Genomic DNA, 17,347 nt, shown 5'->3' on the forward strand with positions numbered 1-17,347 from the left:
CGGCTCAGCCGGCGGCGATGTGGTTGGCGTCGTCCTCGGCGTCGTTCAGGATGACCGAGGCCTTGTTGCCGCTGATGCCGACCATTTCGAGCAGCTCGGAAAGCCCTTCGAGGCCGTAGGTGAGCCCCTTGCCCGTCGAGTCGACGAACTTGTGGTACTCCTTCGCGTACACGTCGTCCGTGCCGCCCGCGGTCCGGTTGGCCACGTTGATACGGTCGTTGAGCGTCCCCAGCTCGTTGACGATCCGGGAGATGTCGCCGAACTGGGTGAACCGCCGCGGAAGGTCGCCCGGCACGGACAGGATGCCGTCAGCCATAGAACTCGTCCTCCTCGCCGCGCTTCGCGGACGTCTTGCGCCCACCGCCGAGCACCGTCTCCGTCAGCCCCTCGGGCTGCATCGCGCGCAGGGGGGCGAGCAGGTCGTCCAACTCGCTGCCACCCCCTCCGAAGAACCCGTCCGCCAACTCCTCCTGCGCGCCCATCAACGGCCGCACGGTGCCGCTGACCTTGGAACTCATCTCCGCGCGCGCCGCGTTGACCGTGGTCTTCAGCACCTCGGCGAGCTGGGCCGCCGGCATCGTGCGGTAGCCCTCGGTGTGGAACTTGAAGGAGACGATCTCCCCGTGGGCGTTGACCGACGCCGTCACCATCCGGTCCTTGGAGGTCGCCGAGGCGGAGGCCCTCGCCAACTCCTCCTGGACCTGCTGGATCTTCTTCGTCTGCTCGGCGAGGCCGGCCATGGCCTCCGCGAGCTGTTCCTGGAACGACGCCATCAGTCCTGCTCCTCCTCGGCTGCTGATTCCGCGGCCGCTTCCAGTACGTCGACCGCGCGGGACAGGTCGTCCTCGGACAACCGCAGGGCGACGGGGCCCGTCGGGTTGAGGTAGAGGTCCTGGCCCTCCGGCACGAGGGCGAACGCCTCGGAGACCGGCAGCACCCGATGGGCGAGCGCCCCCGCCCGCCGGAGATGGTCGGGCGAGGTGAACACCGGGACGACCGGGTCGCCCTCCGGAGTGCAGGCGCTGACCGCGCCCCCGTCGGGAGCGGTCAGCACGGCCAGTTCGGCCGTGACCACGGCCAGGGCGACGCCCTCCAACGGGCCGTAACCGGTCGCCGCGAGCTGCATGGCGGCGTCCACGTCGTCGGTCGGTTCGGGCCAGCCGAGCATACCGGGGGACGGCCGGTACTCCTCGTTGCGCTGCCACTCGACGATCTCGCCGCGGGCGTCGGAGCGCCACTGCCCGATCACCGCCCACAGCGGCGGCTCGCCCTCACCGCGCCAGGCGGGGTCCACCGTGCCGAACCAGTGCTCGGGCGCGGTCCGCGCGGCCGCGCGGATGTCGTCCGGCACCGGCGGCATGGCGGTGTCCACCGCCCCGGCGGGTGCGCCGCCCGCTGTCGCCCCTGGGGAACTCATCGTCCGATCACGCCCGTTCCGGCGCCGGGCTCGGTGCCCCACACCTCCTCGTCCTCCGACAGCCATACGTTGCGCTGCCGGTCCCCGCCGTTGCCGCCGCCTCCCGGAGCGCCGCCGCCACCGCCCATGCCCATCGGCGGCATGAAGGGCATCCCGCTCCCCGTGCCGCCGCCCACTCCGCTCCGCCCGAGGGCGTTGACCGACTGGGTGGCCAACGTGCCCTGCGTCGGAGCGGCGGGGACCGCGGGCAGCCCCATGGCGAGGCGGGCGCGGCTGCTGAGACCGGAGGTCCCGGAGGTCGGCTCGAAGACCTTGTTGCCGTTGCCGTCGACCCTGCGCAGCATCTCGTTGCCCGCCTTCGAGTTGCCGAAGAGGTCGCCGGAGCCCTTCAGGTTGTTGAAGAGGTCGCCGGTTCCCTTCGAGTTGCCGAAGAGGTCGCTGTTCCATGTGAGCGGTGTGCGCTGACCGGTCGGCAGGTCGTACGACGTCCTGGGGACCTGCACCTTCAGCTTGTCGCTGGTTTCGGTGATGTGCTTGCCCTGCGGGTCGCTGATGGTCCCGTCGGCGTTGATGCGGGAACCGGGCGGCACGGTCAGTTTGCCCCCGTACGCGTTGGTCAGGGGCTTGCCGTCCGCGCCGATCAGGTTGCCCTTGGCGTCCACCGTGGTGCCCTTGGGGACGACGACGTTGCCTTCGGAGTCGACCTGGTAGCCGCGCAGCGAGTCCCCGACGCTGTTGCCGTTCGGCAACGACGGCAGCTTCGGGCCGCTGTTCGGAGGCGGGACGATCCTGCCTCCGGGGCCGATCGTGGAGCCCGGCGGCACGATGAGGGGCTTGCCGTCGGGGCCCATGACCGCCTTGCCCTTGGAGTCGGTGACGGCGCCGGTCTTGGGGTCGACGCGCGAACCGGCCGGGACCGTAAGGGAGTTGCCGCCCGTGCCGTTGTTGGGACCGGTGGCCGGAGGCGGGGTGAGGCCGAAGTCGGTCTTCGGCAGGGTGGTGCCGCCCTTGCCGCCGTTGGGGCTGCTGACCGGCGGCGGGGTGAGCGCGAAGTTGCTGGTCTTCGGGGGGTTGGAGCCGCCCGTGCCGCCGTTGGGGCCCGTCACCGGAGGCGGGGCGCCGAGGTCGATGTCGTTGCCGCCGCCCTTGCCGCCCGTGCCGTCACCGCCGCCGTTGAACATCTCCTTGAACTTGTTGAAGAAGTCGTCGGTCCCGCCCGCTCCGCCGTCGCCGGTGCCCGAGGAACCGTAGAACTCCTTCTGCTCGTCCGCGGTCAGCGAGATGGTGAACGTCGGCTTCACGATGCTGTTGGCGTCGGACAGTTTCGTGGCCGCCCCCTCGTAGGCCTGCGCCAGCTTCGCCATCGTGCTCGCGGACGCCTCGTCGAGCCCCTTCTCGACCTGAGTGATCCAGCTCTTCTTGGCATTGCCCTCGATGGCGGCCCAGTCCAGCCAACTGTCGTCCTTGGTGAAGTCCGAGGTGGGGATCCTGGCGCTCATCGCCTTCAGGAACTCGGCGTTGAGGTGCGTGAACGCCATGGCGACGGAGCCGGCCTCCCGCTTCTCGACCTCCGAGCCCCCCACGACCTCCTTCGTGTCGAACCACTTCCACGCGTTGTTGCGCAATTGGTTGATGGTGTCCGTCAACTGGGTGCTGACCGTTTCGAGCTGCCTCTGAATGTCCCCGTTGAGGTAATAGGAGTACGTCTCCTGCAACCCGCGCTTCACCGCCAGGAGAGTCGCTTCGAAGAGCTCGGCGGTCTCCCCCTTCAGTTGGTCCTTACCGCTGCCGACGTTTTCCGCCCAGGTGTTGAACTGGGTGATCCAGCCGTCGGTCCAGTCGTCCATGTTGTTGAGGATGGTGGCCGCTTTGCCCGACGACAGCGGATTGGCGTCCTTGTTCTTCCCGGAGAGCACCGATTCCAGGATCGGGGCGGTCGCTCCGGTGAATTCAGCCAGTGCCCCGCCGTTGTTCCCGAAGTCGGTCCAGTTGTAGCCGAAGCCGAACAACAGGCGATCCGTGCGGGTCGGGAACGAGAACGCGTACCAGCCGTCCAGTTGCCATCCCTTGGCCTCCGTCGCGGGATCGCCGTCGATCCATTCACCGCTGACCGTCTTGGTGATCCACTGCTTGGAACCCGGACCCGCCACCGCGTTCCGGTCCGGGAGCTTGGTGACGCCGTCGTGAAACATGGCGAGGATTTCCTCCCACTTGGCCGGCATCCCGTCAGGCACCTGGACGGGCGCCTCGGGGGTCACCTCAGCCATGGTTTCACTTTCCCTTCGGGGTCAGGATCGCGGAGAACTCGTCGGCGAGAGTGCCGGCGACGGCGTCGGAGTCGTCCTCGGCTTCCCGGTGCTTGATCTCCACGTCCCGCAGGCCGGTCGAGAGGTTGTTCAGCAGCGTGATCGCCGTGTCGTACCGGTTGCGCATGTTGGTGCGGTAGGTCTCGAACTGGGCGTCCAGTGCCTTGGCCTGCAGGCTCAGCTCGGTGCGCCCGAGGCCGAGGGGAATCTTCGATCCCATGCTGACGTAGTGCGGGTTGACCGTGAGATGACGGCGGAAGGTGGGGAGCTTCTCGTTCGCGTAGTTGAGGTAGACGCCTTCGGTCGACTGGTAGATGTCGCCCGGGATGTCGCCTTCGGCCATGCGCGCGCCTCCAAGTCGGTGCGGTCGGTCGTGGTCAGCTTCCCTGGGCGTTCTTCACGGTGCGGCCGCCGTCCTGGTCTCCCTGGATCTGCCGGGCGTGCATCTGCTGAAGAGTCGTCTGCGCGGTGCCGTACTGCTCGTTGAGCTTGGTCTTGAGCTGCCCCAACTCGGTCTGGAAACCCTCCCAGGCGACACGGGTCTCACCGGTCAGGGTCTCGCGCAGCGCGCCGAAGTTCTTCTCCATCCAGACGAGCGCTTCCTGCATCTCCGTCTGGGCGGCGCCCATGTTCCTGATGGCTTCCTGAAGCGCTTGGTGGCTGATCGCTACGGACATGAGAGAACTCCTCGGGGAACGGTGGCGGGAGGGGGAGGAAAAGCGGGAGGCGGGCCGGTGCCGATTACTTGGGAGGGTTGATCGTGCCGGCCATGTGGAGGGCGTAGGTGTTCGACTGGTCCTCGGCGTCCTCGAGGAGGTTCTTGGCCATCTTGGTGCCTTCGAGGAAGAACCGGGTGCGCTCCATGATGCGGGCGTGCGTCCGGAGCCAGTCGTCGATGCCCGCCGCGTGGGTCGCCGAGGACCGGGCCCGGTAGGCCTCGCTGACCTGGCCCTGGATCTTCCTGACCGTCTGGCCCGCCGTTTCCATGTCGCCGAGGTGCTTGTCCAGCGTCTGCAGCGTCTGCAGCATCGCCGTCTCGTCATTGGACAGACCGTCGGACGAGTTGATGTTGAAGCCGGAGACATCGAACATGGGAGTCCTCCTGGACGCTGCGGGAACACGGCGGCACCACGGGTGCACGGGGGGCCGACCGCGCCGGGAATGGCACCCTCCGGGGGTCGGTGACCATCAGATTAATACGCGCCAGGGCGACTTGGAACCAAAGGGCCCCACTTATCTGAGAGTTCACCTTCGATACGCGTGTGAGCTGCGGAAATGCCGGGAAGCAGTGTGCTTCCCGGCCTTCTTTCCTCAAAGGAACCTCAATTGTTCTGAGCCATGCGAGCGCTTATCCGGGCGTGGTGTTCCGCGACGCTTCCACCAGTCCCCGCGCCAGCAGGGCCGTGTCGTCCAGCGCCGGTCCCGACGCGAGCATTCCGAGGACGCCCGAGGGGACGGGCACGGACTGGTCGGCCCGGTATCCGAGCCGCTGGAGCCCCTTCTCGCCGCCGGGGATCGGGTACTTGGCGCCCGATTCGGTGACCAGGTGGTAGGCCGTACCGGTGCCCGCCGAGGAGAGCGCAGTGACGAGCGCGCCGCCCTCCGGCCGTACGGCGAACAGGTCGGCGGTCCCGGAACCCGCGTGGATGCCGGGCTGGTTGGAGACCGGCCGGCCCGTCACCGCTCCCGCGCGGGGCAGCACCACCGAGACCGTCGGCCGGCCGTCCGCGGTGCCGACGACGGCGCAGACGCCCTCGCCCGCGCGGACCGGTCCGGGCTCGGGAAGCCCGGTCGGGACCGTGCCGCCCCCGGTCCCCACGAGCCGGCCCGCCTGGGCGTCCTGGTGGTGAGCCAGGTCGTCCGGGCCGATCTTCCGCAGGGTGACGGCCTCTCCCGCGTACGCGGTCCGCTGGGTGCGCGGGTCGCCCTTCAGCAGCGCCTCCTCCAACGCGGTGACCCTGGCCAGGCCGCGCGCCGTCAGCAGGTAGTGGCCGCCCGGTCCGTCGAAGAGCTGCCCGATCCGGGTGGGCAGACCGGCCAGCGAGGGGCCCGCCTTGCCGCGCCCCGCCACCTCCGGCACCGCCAGGTCCGGGCCCGGCGGCAGCGCGTTGAGGAACGCCTCCGGGACCGGGAACGCCGCGCTCCCGTCGTACCCCAGCGCCTGGACCGCGTAGTTGGCGGTGTCCAGCCGCATACGGGTGCCGTGCCACAGGAGGTAGGTCGCGTCGCCCGGAGCGGTGCGCACCAGGGTGGCCCGGTCCGACGTGACGGGGCGGCCCTCGGCGGTCAGGCCGACGGCCAGTGTGAGGAGCGGATCGGCGGCGGCGTCGGGCCGGGTGGCGCACACCGACCAGGCGTCCCGGCTCAGCGAACCCGGCTGCGGCAGCGGGTCCGGCGCGCCGACGATGCCGAGGGTCGCGCCGCGCGGCGCGTCCTCGATGGAGGCGGGTTCGACGCTCACCACCTTCATCCGGTCGCCGGCCAGCAGCTTGGCCGAGGTCTCGTTGAGGACGGGGTGGAGGACGCCGCCGACGGTGAGGTAGCGGGCGCCCGAGCGCTCGTCGAGCACCAGCGTGCCGGTGGCCTTCCACGCGTTGGAACCGCCGGGCACCACCAGCCCGTACACCGTCACGACGAGCGCGGCCAGAACGGCGACCGCGAGGCCGATCACGAACCCCTTCGTGGTCCGCCGGTGCGCGGACTCGGGGGCGTCCGGGTCGTCCCGGAGCATTCCCAGCGACAGCCGGCTCATGACGAACATGTGCGCGTGGACCTGGTCCCGCCTGGACTGCATTCCTTGCCTTTCCGGCCGGGTACCGCCCCGGCGCGCGAGGGCCCGTGCGCCGGGGCCTTCGGCCACCGGTCGCCGGGCTCAGCTGTTGAGGCCCCGCAGGTATCCGTAGAGACCGGTGACGAGCAGGGCCAGCGGGACGAGGGCGATGGCGAAGAGCAGGTGGAGCAGGTCGACCGCGCGCCCCCAGTAGGGCACCAGGCGCCGGCCGGGCAGCGTCCATCCGGTGATGGCGAGCACGGCCGCGGCGGCCAGCAGGCCGGCGAGCAGCAGCGGCCGGGACCCGGCGTCCGTCCGCAGGACCCACTGCACCGTCAGCAGGACGGAACCGTACGCCGCCGGCAGGACGACGGCGAGCCGCTGCCAGGCGCCGCCGATGCCCCGCGCGTGGGTGAACATCAGCGCGCACAGGACCGCGGCCAGCGTGAGCGGCGCCCAGGACCGCTCGAACGCCAGGACCGTGAGGCAGCCCGCGGACACCAGTCCGGTGGCGCCGTAGAGGGCCGTGAGGTAGCTGTCGGCGATGGCGCCGCGGGCGGCGATCCGCTCGTCCGGCGTGGGGTCGATGCCCTCCTGGAGCTGGTCCGTGTTGGTGGGCAGCAACGGCACCTTCAGCCCCGACAGGCGGAACGCCAGGGACGGCAGGAAGTTCCCCAGCAGGACGACCGCCAGGATCAGCGGGGCGGCCGTGCCGGGGGCGGAGACGCCGAAGAGCATCACGGCTCCGCCGATCGCCCCCAGGACCGCGGTCAGGGCGGCGGCCAGGAAGAGCGGGGCGCACGCGCCCACCGCGGCCAGGGCGAGTACGGCGGCGCCGGCCGCCGCGGAGCAGCCCGCGAGCAGCCGGGCGCCCAGGTCCGCGTCGGACGCGGCGCCCTCGGGCACCAGGGAGCCGGCCAGGGCGAGATAGGGGACGGCCGCCGCGCCGAGCGAGGCGCCCGCGCCGACGTCGCCGACCGCGCGGGAGGCCGCCGCGGCGCCGGCCAGCAGGAGGATCGCGGTCACCGCCGCGCAGACCGCCCTGAGCCCGGTGGGGCCGGGCTGCAGCAGGAGCAGCAGGCCGGTCGCCAGGGTGGACAGGGCGAGCCCGGTCATGAGGTGGTGCGACCACACGGGCCGCCAGGAGTCGGCGCGTTCCCGCAGCCGGCTGGAGAGCCCGTCGACGAGGTCGTCGTAGTGGATCTCGGGGAGGGCGTCCCCGCGCAGGCGCAGATGCACCGTCTCGCCGTCGTGCAGGCCGAGGTCGCCGAGCGTCTTCTCGTCGTCGAGGGGCTCCCGGCCGAGGCGCTGGAGCATCCAGCCGCCCGCCTGCGCGCCCCGCTCGTAGAGGTCGCTGCCCCCGTGGTCGACGATGGTCGGCAACAGATCGGCGAGCACGATGTCGGACGGTACGGCGAGTTCGACGGAGCGGTCGGGCGTCATCACCGTGAGGCGGCACAGGGGTGCCGCGGATATGTCGGTCAAGCGCGTTTCATCGCCTTCCAGGACAGTGGTCGACGCGGTCAGATTGATCACATTAACTTGTGCGTGCAGTCTGTACGTTGTGGGGTGCCGCCGGGATCGGCGGCCCCGCCCCCGCCCACCAGCCGGCGCCGCCGGCCGTATCGTCGGCGTTCGGCGTCCGGTCATCCCGCAGACGCGTCACGGCCACCCCCGGCACCATTCAGGAAGGCGATTCCCTTTGAGCGTGGTCCTCTTCAAGAGGCCTCCCCGGCGTCTTGGCCCCGAGATGCCCCAAGGCGAACTGAGTCTCCAGGAACCGCCCACGGTGCCGGAGACGCAGAGCGCGATGGGCAACATGATCACGTACATGCCGATGGCGCTCAGCTCCCTCGGCATGGTGCTCATCTTCCTGCGCCCCGGCAGCGGCGGCGGCCCCATGATGTACGTCGCCATCGGCCTGATGGCGCTGTCGGCCATCGGGATGCTGGTCTCGCAGATCATCCGGGCCTCCGGGGACCGCAAGCGGGCGCTGCTCGGCGAGCGGCGCGACTACATGCGGTACCTGTCGATCAGCCGCCGGCGCATCCGCAAGGTGATCAACCAGCAGCGGGAGGCGCAGGCGTGGTCGCACCCGGACCCCGAGGCCCTGTGGAGCCTGGTGCCCACCAGCCGGCTGTGGGAGCGGCGGGCGGCCCACGCGGACTTCGCCGAGGTGCGGATCGCGGTGGGCGAGCAGCAGTTGGCGACGAAGCTGACCCCGCTGAGCACCAAGCCGGTGGAGGACCTGGAACCGCTGTCCGCGCACGCCCTGCGCCGTTTCATCAAGGCGTACGGCACCGTCCCCGACCAGCCGGTCGCCCTGTACCTGCGCACCTACGCGCGCGTGCTGCTCCAGTCCGACGACGAGGAGGCCGCGCGGGCGATGGTGCGGGCGCTGCTGGCCCAGGCGAGCGTGTTCCACGCGCCGCAGGACCTGCGGGTCGTGGTGCTGGCGGACCATGACCGCCGGGACGCCTGGGAGTGGGTGAAGTGGCTGCCGCACAACCAGCACCCGACGGACGTCGACGGCGGGGGCCCCGTACGGCTGGTCACCGACTCCGTCCTGGGCCTGGAGACGCTGCTCGGCGACGAGCTGACCGGCCGGCCCGCGTTCGAGCCGGACGCCGCGCCCAGCACCGAGGAGCCGTACTGCGTCGTGGTGCTGGACAGCGCGCGGACGCCCGCCGACTCCCGGCTGGCCACCGACGGCTACCGCAACACCGTGACGCTGGACGTGTCCGCCTCCCTGCCCTGGCGCCCGTCCCGCCACACGCTGCGGCTGCGGATCGCCGGGCGGCGGTTGGAGCTGGTGAGCACCGACCGGTCGGGGAAGGAGACCGCCTCCCCGCTCGGCCGGCCCGACGCGCTGGGCCCCCGGCGGGCCAGGGCGCTGGCCACCGTGATGTCCCCGTACCGGATGGGCGTCACCACGGACAACGGCGAGGCCCTCACCACCGACGTCCAGTTGACCACCCTGCTCGGCCTGCCCGACCTGCACACCGTCGACCTGGACGCCGTGCGCGCCGAACGCAGCGATCGCGCCAGGCTGCGGGTGCCGCTGGGGCTCGCCGCCGACGGCTCCCCGGTGGAACTGGACATCAAGGAGGCGGCGCAGGGCGGCATGGGCCCGCACGGCGTGCTGATCGGCGCGACGGGCTCCGGCAAGTCGGAGCTGCTGCGCACTTTGGTCCTGGCGCTCGCGCTCACCCACTCCTCGGAGAAGCTGAACTTCGTCCTGGTCGACTTCAAGGGCGGCGCCACCTTCCTCGGCCTGGAGGAACTGCCGCACACCTCCGCCGTCATCACCAACCTCGCCGACGAGTCCTCCCTGGTGGACCGGATGCAGGACGCCCTGCACGGCGAGCTGATGCGCCGTCAGGAGCTGCTGCGGAGCGCCGGGAACTACACGTCGGCGTACGAGTACGAGACGGCGCGGGCGGCGGGGACCGACCTGGAGCCGCTGCCCACGCTCTTCGTCGTCGTCGACGAGTTCAGCGAGCTGCTCTCCGCCCACCGCGACTTCATGGACCTGTTCGTGATGGTCGGGCGGCTGGGCCGCAGCCTCGGCGTGCACCTGCTGCTCGCCTCGCAGCGGCTGGACGAGGGCCGGATGACCCAGTTGGAGTCCCACCTGTCGTACCGGATCGCCCTGCGCACGTTCTCCTCGATGGAGAGCCGCGGCGTCCTGGGCGTGCCGGACGCCTACCAACTGCCCTCCGTCCCCGGCAGCGGCATCCTGAAGAAGGACACCGGGACCCTGGTCCGGTTCAAGGCCGCCTACGTCTCCGGGCCCTACCAGGGCGTCCGCAGGGTCGGCGCGTCGGTCGCCGCCGGCCAGGTCGTCCCGTACCGCACGGAGTGGATCGAGCCCCGGCTCCCCGCGCCCGTGCCGGAGCCGGAGGCGCAGGAGGAGACGAGCGAGGAGACCCTGCTCGCGCTGGCCGTGTCCCGGATGCGGGAGGGCGGCCGGCCCGCGCACCAGGTCTGGCTGCCCCCGCTGGACACCCCGCTGTCGCTGGACGTCCTGCTGATGGGCGTGGCGCCGCACGCCGAGCGCGGCCTCACCGCCCTCGACACCGGCCTGCACGGCCGGCTGACGGTGCCGGTCGGCATCATCGACCGGCCCTTCGACCAGTCCCGCGAACCCCTGATCGCCGAGCTGTCCGGCGCGGGCGGGCACGTCGGCATCGCGGGCGGTCCGCAGAGCGGCAAGTCCACCCTCGTACGCGACCTGATCATGTCGCTGGCGCTCACCCACACGCCGCGCGAGGTCCAGTTCTACTGCCTGGACTTCGGCGGCGGCTCCCTCGGCGCGCTGCGCGACCTGCCGCACGTGGGCGGGGTGACGGGCCGACTGGACCTGGAGCGGGTGCACCGCACCCTGGCCGAGGTCCACTCGCTGGTGGCCAGGCGCGAGAAGCAGTTCGCCGACCTGGGCATCGACTCCATGGCCACGCTGCGCGCCCGCCGGGCCGCCGGCGACCTGGCGGACGACCCCTACGGCGACGTGTTCCTCGTCGTCGACGGCTGGGGCACGGTCCGCCAGGACTTCATGGAGATGATGGACGCCTTCACGGCGTTGGCGGCACGGGGCCTCAACTACGGGGTGCACCTCATCCTGGCGGCCAGCCGCTGGTCGGAGATCCCCACCGCGCTGCGCGACCAGCTCGGCACCCGTTTCGAGCTGCGGCTCGGCGACAGCATGGACTCCATGATCAACATGCGGGCCGCCGCGACCATCCCCAAGGCCCCCGGCCGCGGCATGACCGAGACCAAGCACCACTTCCTCACCGCCCTGCCCCGGTTGGACGGCGGCGAGAGCGCCTCCGACCTCGGGGAGGGCGTCGCCGACGCGGTGGCACGGGTGGCCACCCACTGGCAGGGCCCGCCCGCGCCCCCGGTGCGCACGCTGCCCGCGATCCTGGAGCCCGCCGAGCTGCCCGACGCCGAGGTCGGCCCGGACGGCGACCTGCGGGTGCCGCTCGGCCTGGAGGGCAACCACCTCGACGTCATGTGGCACGACTTCGCGCAGACCGCGCACCTGGTCGTGGTGGGCGACGCGGAGACCGGGAAGACCAACATGCTGCGCTCGGTCTGCCGGGCGATCACCGACCGCTACACCCCCGACGAGGCGCGCATCCTCCTGATCGACTACCGCCGCGGCCTGCTGGAGAGCGTCCCCGAGTCGCACCGGCTGGGGTACGCGGTCTCCGTCGACGTGCTCAAGCAGGCGGTGGACGGCGTCGCGCGGGCCATGAAGGAGCGCCTGCCCGGCGCGGACGTCTCGCCCGCCCAACTCAAGCGGCGGGACTGGTGGGCCGGCCCGCGGGTCTTCCTCGTCGTGGACGACTACGACATGGTGTCCAGCGGCAACATGAGCAACCACTTCGGGCCGCTGCTCGACTTCCTCGCCCAAGGCGCGGAGATCGGTCTGCACCTGATCGTGGCCCGCAGCGCCAACGGTGCGGCCCGTGCGATGAGCGACTCGCTGCTGCGGCGGCTGATGGAGGTCAACACGCCTGCCGCGCTGCTCTCCTGCCCGCCCTCGGAGGGGTACCTGTTCAACGACACCAAGCCGAAGCAACTGCCGCCGGGCCGTGCGCAGTTGATCACCCGCAGGGGTGTGGTGCAGGTGCAGACCCCGCTGCTGCCGGAACCGGCGGCCTCGGCGTAGCGGTCGTACCGCCCGGCCGCCCGCCCGGACCTCGGACGGGCGGCCGCGCGGGCTCTCCCTGCGGCCGGGGCGGCGGGGGCCGCCGGTCGCGCGGGCTCTCCGCCCGCGCGACGGGCGCGGGCCCGGCGGGGAGGCGCGCGCCGCCCTCCCCGGCCGCCGTCGTACGCGGTGGGCGGCCGGGGGATGCGCGCGCCGCCCGTTCCCGGCCGCGTACGCCGCGCGCGACGCGCGTGGGCAAAAGCGCCGGACCGGCAGAGGAGAACCGCGAAAGCCCGACGAGCCGCCCGGCAGCCGCGGGCCGGGGAGCGGGCCGCCGTACGCCGGCGCCCCGGCCCGCGGGTCACCGGCTGAGGGGCGCCGCCGGGGTCACTCCGCCCCTGCCACCGGCCCCCCGGCCCGGCCCGCCCGCCATCCCCGGCGGCGCCCTCGGGGCAGCGTGAACGCGAGGAAGGCGATGAGCAGCGTGACCCCGACCGCCCCGCCCGCCACGGCCAGCGCGTGATCGCGCGCCTCCGGCGGGTTGAGCGCCGGGACGGCCGGGGCCGAGGCCCGGCGCGTTCCGGCCGGGGCCCCCGCCCGCTCCTCGGGGAGCACGGCGGAGAGCGCCCGCACCGGGTCGACGACGCCCAGCCCGACGCCGGGGTCGGGCGCGTCGCCCACGGCCCCGTAGGCGGTGGACTCCAGTCGGTGCGCGACCTGCTCGGCGGTCAGCCGGGGGTGGTAGGAGAGGACCAGCGCCGCCGTACCGGCCACGAACGCGCCGGCCACCGCGTCGCCCCGGCCGGTGAACTGGCCGCCGCCGCCCGGCCCCGGCCCCGTCACCGAGACGCCGGGGGCGCTCAGCCTCGGCTGCGTACGCCGCCCCTTCGCCGCGGCCGGGGCCTCCGGCGCGCCGCCCGGACCCACCGAGGAGACGGCGAGCACACCGGGCAGCGCCGCCGGGTAGGCGGGCCCGTCCACCGCCTGCGACGCGGCCGCGCCGCCCTCCCACTCCCGCGCCGAGGCGGGCGCCACCACCAGCGCCCCGGCCCGCTGCGCGGCGGCGACGGCGTCCTTCAACGACTTCGGCGCGGAGGGGACGGCCAGCGCCGCGTGGATGACCCGCGCCCCGGACGCGGTGGCCGCCCTGATCCCCTCGGCCAGCTCCTCGGGCGTCGTCGCGCCCTGCCGGTCGGTGGCCCGGACGGCGACGACCTCGGCCTCCGGGGCGACCCCGGCGGCGCGCAGCCCCTGCTGCCTCCGGCCCGCGACGATGCCGGCGAGGAACGTCCCGTATCCGACGCAGTCGTCCGACACCGTCCCGCCGGCCACCGTGTCCGGGCCCGAGACGACCCCGCCCGCCAGCGCGGGCACCCGGCGCAGGTCCGCGCCGGTGCTGACGACGGCGACCTTCACCCCCGCGCCCCGGCTGAGCTCCCAGGCCCGGTCGACCCCCAGGAAGCTCTGCGCCCAGGGGAGTCGGGTCGACTTCTTGGCCGACGCCGGGGTGCACGGGCGGCCGTCGGAGAGCGTGGCGGGCACCCCCGGCAACGAGGGGCTGTCCGCGTGCGGCGCCGCGCCCGCGGGGGCCGCCGCGCCGGGTATCAGCAGCAGGGCGGCCAGCGCCGCCGGTCCGAGGGCGAGGGACACCGGGGACCTCGAAGATCGCATACGCCGATGGTATCGACGCTCCCGCGCCCCCGGTACCTGCCCCGGCCCCCGGAACCCCCGACCGCGATGGCGGACGACCTGCGGCAACAGGCATGATGGGAACAGCAGTTTCCCCTCGCCCTACATGTCGCGCGTCTCCGCCCCGTAACCACGGCGCAGGGGGTTCGGGAGGTCAGAACGTGTCACGCCAGATGCTCATCGTCGCCGCCGACGGGACGGGCGACCACCGCACCGTCGCGGAGGCCGTCGCACGGGCCCGTGCCGGAGCGGTCGTCAGCATCGCTCCGGGACGGTACGAGGAGAGCCTGACGGTCTCCGCGGCGATCACCCTGGTCGCCTCCGAGGGGTCCGGGACGGTCGAACTGGCGCCCCGGCGCGGTACGGCGCTGACGCTCCTCGGGGACGCGGTGATGGTCAGGGACCTCGTGCTGCGCGGGCACGACGACGAACTGCCCGTGGTCGACGCGCCCCGCGGCGAGCTCGCCATGGACCGCTGCGACATCCACGGCTCGGCCTGGTCGGCGCTGTACGCGCGCGAGGGCGGGGCGCTCGTGCTGCGGCAGTGCCGGATCAGCAACCCGGTCGGCGCCGGCGTGGTGACCACCTCGACGGTCGAGAGCTTCCTGGAGAACTGCGTCGTCGAACACCTCGGGACGTCCGCCGTGGTGGCGGGGGAGCGGGGGAGGATCACCGCGCGCCTCAGCCGGCTCAGGGACACCAAGGGCAACGGCGTCCTCGCCAACGGCCAGGCGCACGTCCTCCTGGAGGACTGCGCGATCTCGGCGACCGGCAAGCCGGGCGTCGCCGTCGAGGAGGAGAGCTCGGTCCGGATGGCGCGCGGCACCGTCCGCAAGTCCGTCGTCGGCGTCTTCGTGAACAGCACCGGACCGGTCGTCCTGGAGGACGTCGCCGTCAGCGACACCAGCGGGCACGGGTTCGTCCTGGGCGGCGGCGGCTCGCCGACGCTGAACCGCTGCACCGCCGAACGGACCGGAGGCCACGGCCTGTTGGTCGCCGAGCGCAGTCGGGGCACGTTCGAGTCGTGCGCGTTCACCGCCGCCGAGGAACCGGCCGTACGGGTCACCGGCTTCTCCTCGCCGACGCTGACGGACACCGTCGTCCGGGACGCCAAGGGGACGGGCGTCCTGCTCGACGAGGACTCGTCGGCCGAGTTCAACCGCCTGGAGGTGCGCGACAGCGCCGGGTCCGGCATCCTCATCCGCACCGGCGCCAACCCGCTGCTGCTGCGGGCCTCGGTCGTCGGGGCGGGCGGACACGGCGTGGAGGTCGTCAAGGACGGCCGGGGCCGGTTGGAGGAGTGCGCCGTCGAGCGGTCGGGCGACTCGGCGGTCCATGTCTCCGGCCACGGCAACCTGTTCGTGGGCAAGGGCCGGCTGCGCGCCTCCACGGGGGCCGGCATCCACCTCGGGGCGCTCGGCACGCTCACGCTGCGGGACACCGAGGTGACGGAGTCCGGCAAGGCGGGCATCCACGTCGAGGCCGAGGGCGACCTGGCGGCCGTGCGCGCCGTGGTGACGGACGCCGCCGAGTGCGGCGTCCTGGTGGCGGCGGGCGCCCGCGCCTCCCTCAACGGCTGCGAGGTGACGGGCTCGGGCGCCGACGGCATCCGCGTCGAGGGAGACGACGCCGTCTCGCTGGCCGGCTGCACCGTCCGCTCCAACCGGGGCAGCGGGGTGCGCCAGACGGTGGCCGGCGACCGGCTCTCCGTCGAGGGGCTGGCCAGTGCGCAGAACGGGTCCCCGGACGCCTGGGGCACCGCCGAGGACGCGGAGGCGGCGGGCGACGGGCGGCTGCCCGGCGGAGCGGCCCCGGCCGGGTCCGCCGCCCCCTCCGACTCGGGCCCGGTGGCCGAACTGGAGTCGCTGATCGGCCTCGACGAGGTCAAGCAGCAGGTGCTGACGCTGATCAACCTCAACCGCATGGCGCAGCGCAGGGCGAGCATCGGGATGCCCGCGCCGCCGATGAGCCGCCACCTGATCTTCGCGGGCCCGCCCGGCACCGGCAAGACCACCGTCGCCCGGCTGTACGGCTCCATCCTCGCCTCGCTCGGCGTGCTGCGCTCCGGGCACCTGGTGGAGGTGTCCCGCGCCGACCTGGTGGCGCAGATCATCGGCGGCACGGCCATCAAGACCACCGAGGCGTTCACCAAGGCGCTGGGCGGCGTGCTGTTCATCGACGAGGCGTACACCCTGCTCTCCGACAGCGGCGGCAACGGCGCCGACTTCGGGCGCGAGGCGATCGACACCCTGGTGAAGCTGATGGAGGACCACCGCGAGGACGTGGTGGTGGTGGCGGCCGGATACCCCAAGGAGATGACGGACTTCCTGGCGTCCAATCCGGGTCTCGCCTCGCGGTTCACCCGCAGCGTCGAGTTCAGCGACTACACCTCGGAGGAGCTGGTCACGATCGTCGAGCGGATGTGCACCGGCCACCGCTACGAACTGGACCCGGCGGCGCGGACCGTCCTGCTCACCCGCTTCGAGCGGATCCCCCGCGACGCGGGCTTCGGCAACGGCCGTACCGCCCGCAAGGTCTTCGAGGAGATGGTGGACCGGCAGGCGTCCCGGCTGGCCGCCCTGCCGGAGGCCGACGAGCGGCAGTTGGCCGTGCTGACCGCCGAGGACGTGGGCGCCCCGGAGGGCGGCGCGCCGAAGGAGGGGCAGGACGAGGACCCGCTGCTGCGGCTGGAGTCCCTGATCGGCCTCGCCTCCGTCAAGCGGGAGGTGGGCGACCTGGTCAACCTGCTCGCCACCGCGCGCCGGAGGAAGGAGGCCGGCCTGCCCGCGCCCCGGATCAGCAACCACCTGATCTTCTCCGGCCCGCCCGGCACCGGCAAGACGACCGTGGCCCGGCTCTACGGCGAGATACTGGCCCACCTGGGCGTGCTGCCGCGCGGCCAGCTCGTCGAGGTCTCCCGGGCGGACCTGGTGGGCCGGTACGTCGGGCACACCGCGCAGTTGACCCGCGAGGCGTTCGAACGGGCGCTGGGCGGCGTGCTGTTCATCGACGAGGCGTACACCCTGACGCCGCGCTCGGGCCCCGGCTCCTCGGACTACGGCCAGGAGGCGGTGGACACCCTGCTGAAGCTGATGGAGGACCACCGCGACGAGGTGGTGGTGATCGCGGCGGGGTACACCGCCGAGATGCACCGGTTCCTGGACTCCAATCCGGGCCTCGACTCACGCTTCCCGCGCCGCATCGAGTTCCCCGACTACTCCTCGGACGAACTGGTCACGATCGTCTCCCTGCACGCGGCCGACAACGGCTACGAGTGCGCGCCCGGCACGGCCGAGGCGCTGCGGGCCCACTTCGACTCCCTCCCCAGGGGGGCGGCGTTCGGCAACGCCCGGTTGGCCCGCCAGACGCTGGAGCAGATGATGACCCAGCAGGCGGGACGGCTGAGCACCGTCGCGCTGCCGAGCCTGGACGACCTGCGGCTGCTCCTGCCGGAGGACCTCTCCCCGCGCTGACGCGCCCGGCGCCGAGGCGCTCGGTCGCTCCCGCGG

At 72.8% G+C, this 17,347-nt stretch carries 12 protein-coding genes; 2 read left to right on the plus strand and 10 right to left on the minus strand.

Going from position 1 to position 17,347, the window contains the following annotated elements:
* Positions 1-4: 4 nt before the first annotated feature.
* The 9 genes from ACZ6EJ_RS14410 to eccD all read right to left on the minus strand — a co-directional run bounded on the left by ACZ6EJ_RS14410 (position 5) and on the right by eccD (position 7,978).
* Positions 5-316: a hypothetical protein gene (locus ACZ6EJ_RS14410; protein ID WP_469267244.1), complete on the minus strand. Its 312-nt coding sequence runs from the start codon at positions 314-316 to the stop codon at positions 5-7.
* Complete coding sequence (locus ACZ6EJ_RS14415) at positions 309-773, minus strand: YbaB/EbfC family nucleoid-associated protein (protein ID WP_469267245.1); 465 nt, start codon at positions 771-773, stop codon at positions 309-311. The genes ACZ6EJ_RS14410 and ACZ6EJ_RS14415 overlap by 8 nt, the downstream gene beginning before the upstream one ends.
* Positions 773-1,417 (minus strand): type VII secretion system-associated protein, encoded by a 645-nt coding sequence (locus tag ACZ6EJ_RS14420; protein ID WP_469267246.1) that lies wholly within the window; start codon positions 1,415-1,417, stop codon positions 773-775. The genes ACZ6EJ_RS14415 and ACZ6EJ_RS14420 overlap by 1 nt, the downstream gene beginning before the upstream one ends.
* The gene (locus ACZ6EJ_RS14425; RefSeq protein ID WP_469267247.1) at positions 1,414-3,684 is read right to left on the minus strand and encodes a hypothetical protein; all 2,271 of its coding nucleotides are present in this window, start codon (positions 3,682-3,684) and stop codon (positions 1,414-1,416) included. Before ACZ6EJ_RS14425 ends, ACZ6EJ_RS14420 begins: the two co-directional genes overlap by 4 nt.
* A gap of 4 nt (positions 3,685-3,688) precedes the next feature.
* Positions 3,689-4,066 carry a hypothetical protein gene (locus ACZ6EJ_RS14430; protein WP_469267249.1) on the minus strand — a complete coding sequence of 126 codons (378 nt, stop codon included), beginning with the start codon at positions 4,064-4,066 and terminating at the stop codon, positions 3,689-3,691.
* Between the two features lie 34 nt (positions 4,067-4,100).
* Positions 4,101-4,400 (minus strand): hypothetical protein, encoded by a 300-nt coding sequence (locus ACZ6EJ_RS14435; protein WP_468700321.1) that lies wholly within the window; start codon positions 4,398-4,400, stop codon positions 4,101-4,103.
* A gap of 64 nt (positions 4,401-4,464) precedes the next feature.
* A complete protein-coding gene (locus ACZ6EJ_RS14440) occupies positions 4,465-4,815 on the minus strand; it encodes a hypothetical protein (protein WP_469267251.1) in 351 nt (116 codons plus the stop codon).
* 256 nt (positions 4,816-5,071) lie between these two features.
* The gene (eccB, locus tag ACZ6EJ_RS14445; protein WP_469267253.1) at positions 5,072-6,517 is read right to left on the minus strand and encodes a type VII secretion protein EccB; all 1,446 of its coding nucleotides are present in this window, start codon (positions 6,515-6,517) and stop codon (positions 5,072-5,074) included.
* Positions 6,518-6,595: 78 nt separating this feature from the next.
* Positions 6,596-7,978, minus strand: a complete 1,383-nt coding sequence (eccD, locus tag ACZ6EJ_RS14450) for a type VII secretion integral membrane protein EccD (protein WP_469267254.1) — start codon at positions 7,976-7,978, stop codon at positions 6,596-6,598.
* A gap of 265 nt (positions 7,979-8,243) precedes the next feature.
* Between eccD and eccCa the strand changes: the two genes are divergently transcribed.
* The gene (eccCa, locus tag ACZ6EJ_RS14455; protein WP_469267255.1) at positions 8,244-12,170 is read left to right on the plus strand and encodes a type VII secretion protein EccCa; all 3,927 of its coding nucleotides are present in this window, start codon (positions 8,244-8,246) and stop codon (positions 12,168-12,170) included.
* 366 nt (positions 12,171-12,536) lie between these two features.
* On the opposite strand, the gene ACZ6EJ_RS14460 is transcribed toward eccCa, so the two are convergent.
* Positions 12,537-13,820, minus strand: a complete 1,284-nt coding sequence (locus ACZ6EJ_RS14460; protein ID WP_469267256.1) for a S8 family serine peptidase — start codon at positions 13,818-13,820, stop codon at positions 12,537-12,539.
* A gap of 191 nt (positions 13,821-14,011) precedes the next feature.
* Between ACZ6EJ_RS14460 and ACZ6EJ_RS14465 the strand changes: the two genes are divergently transcribed.
* Entirely contained in the window at positions 14,012-17,311 is a 3,300-nt protein-coding gene (locus ACZ6EJ_RS14465; protein ID WP_469267290.1) for a right-handed parallel beta-helix repeat-containing protein, read from the plus strand.
* The last annotated feature ends 36 nt before the right edge of the window (positions 17,312-17,347 follow it).

Source organism: Streptomyces sp. NPDC041970, from assembly GCF_055588985.1.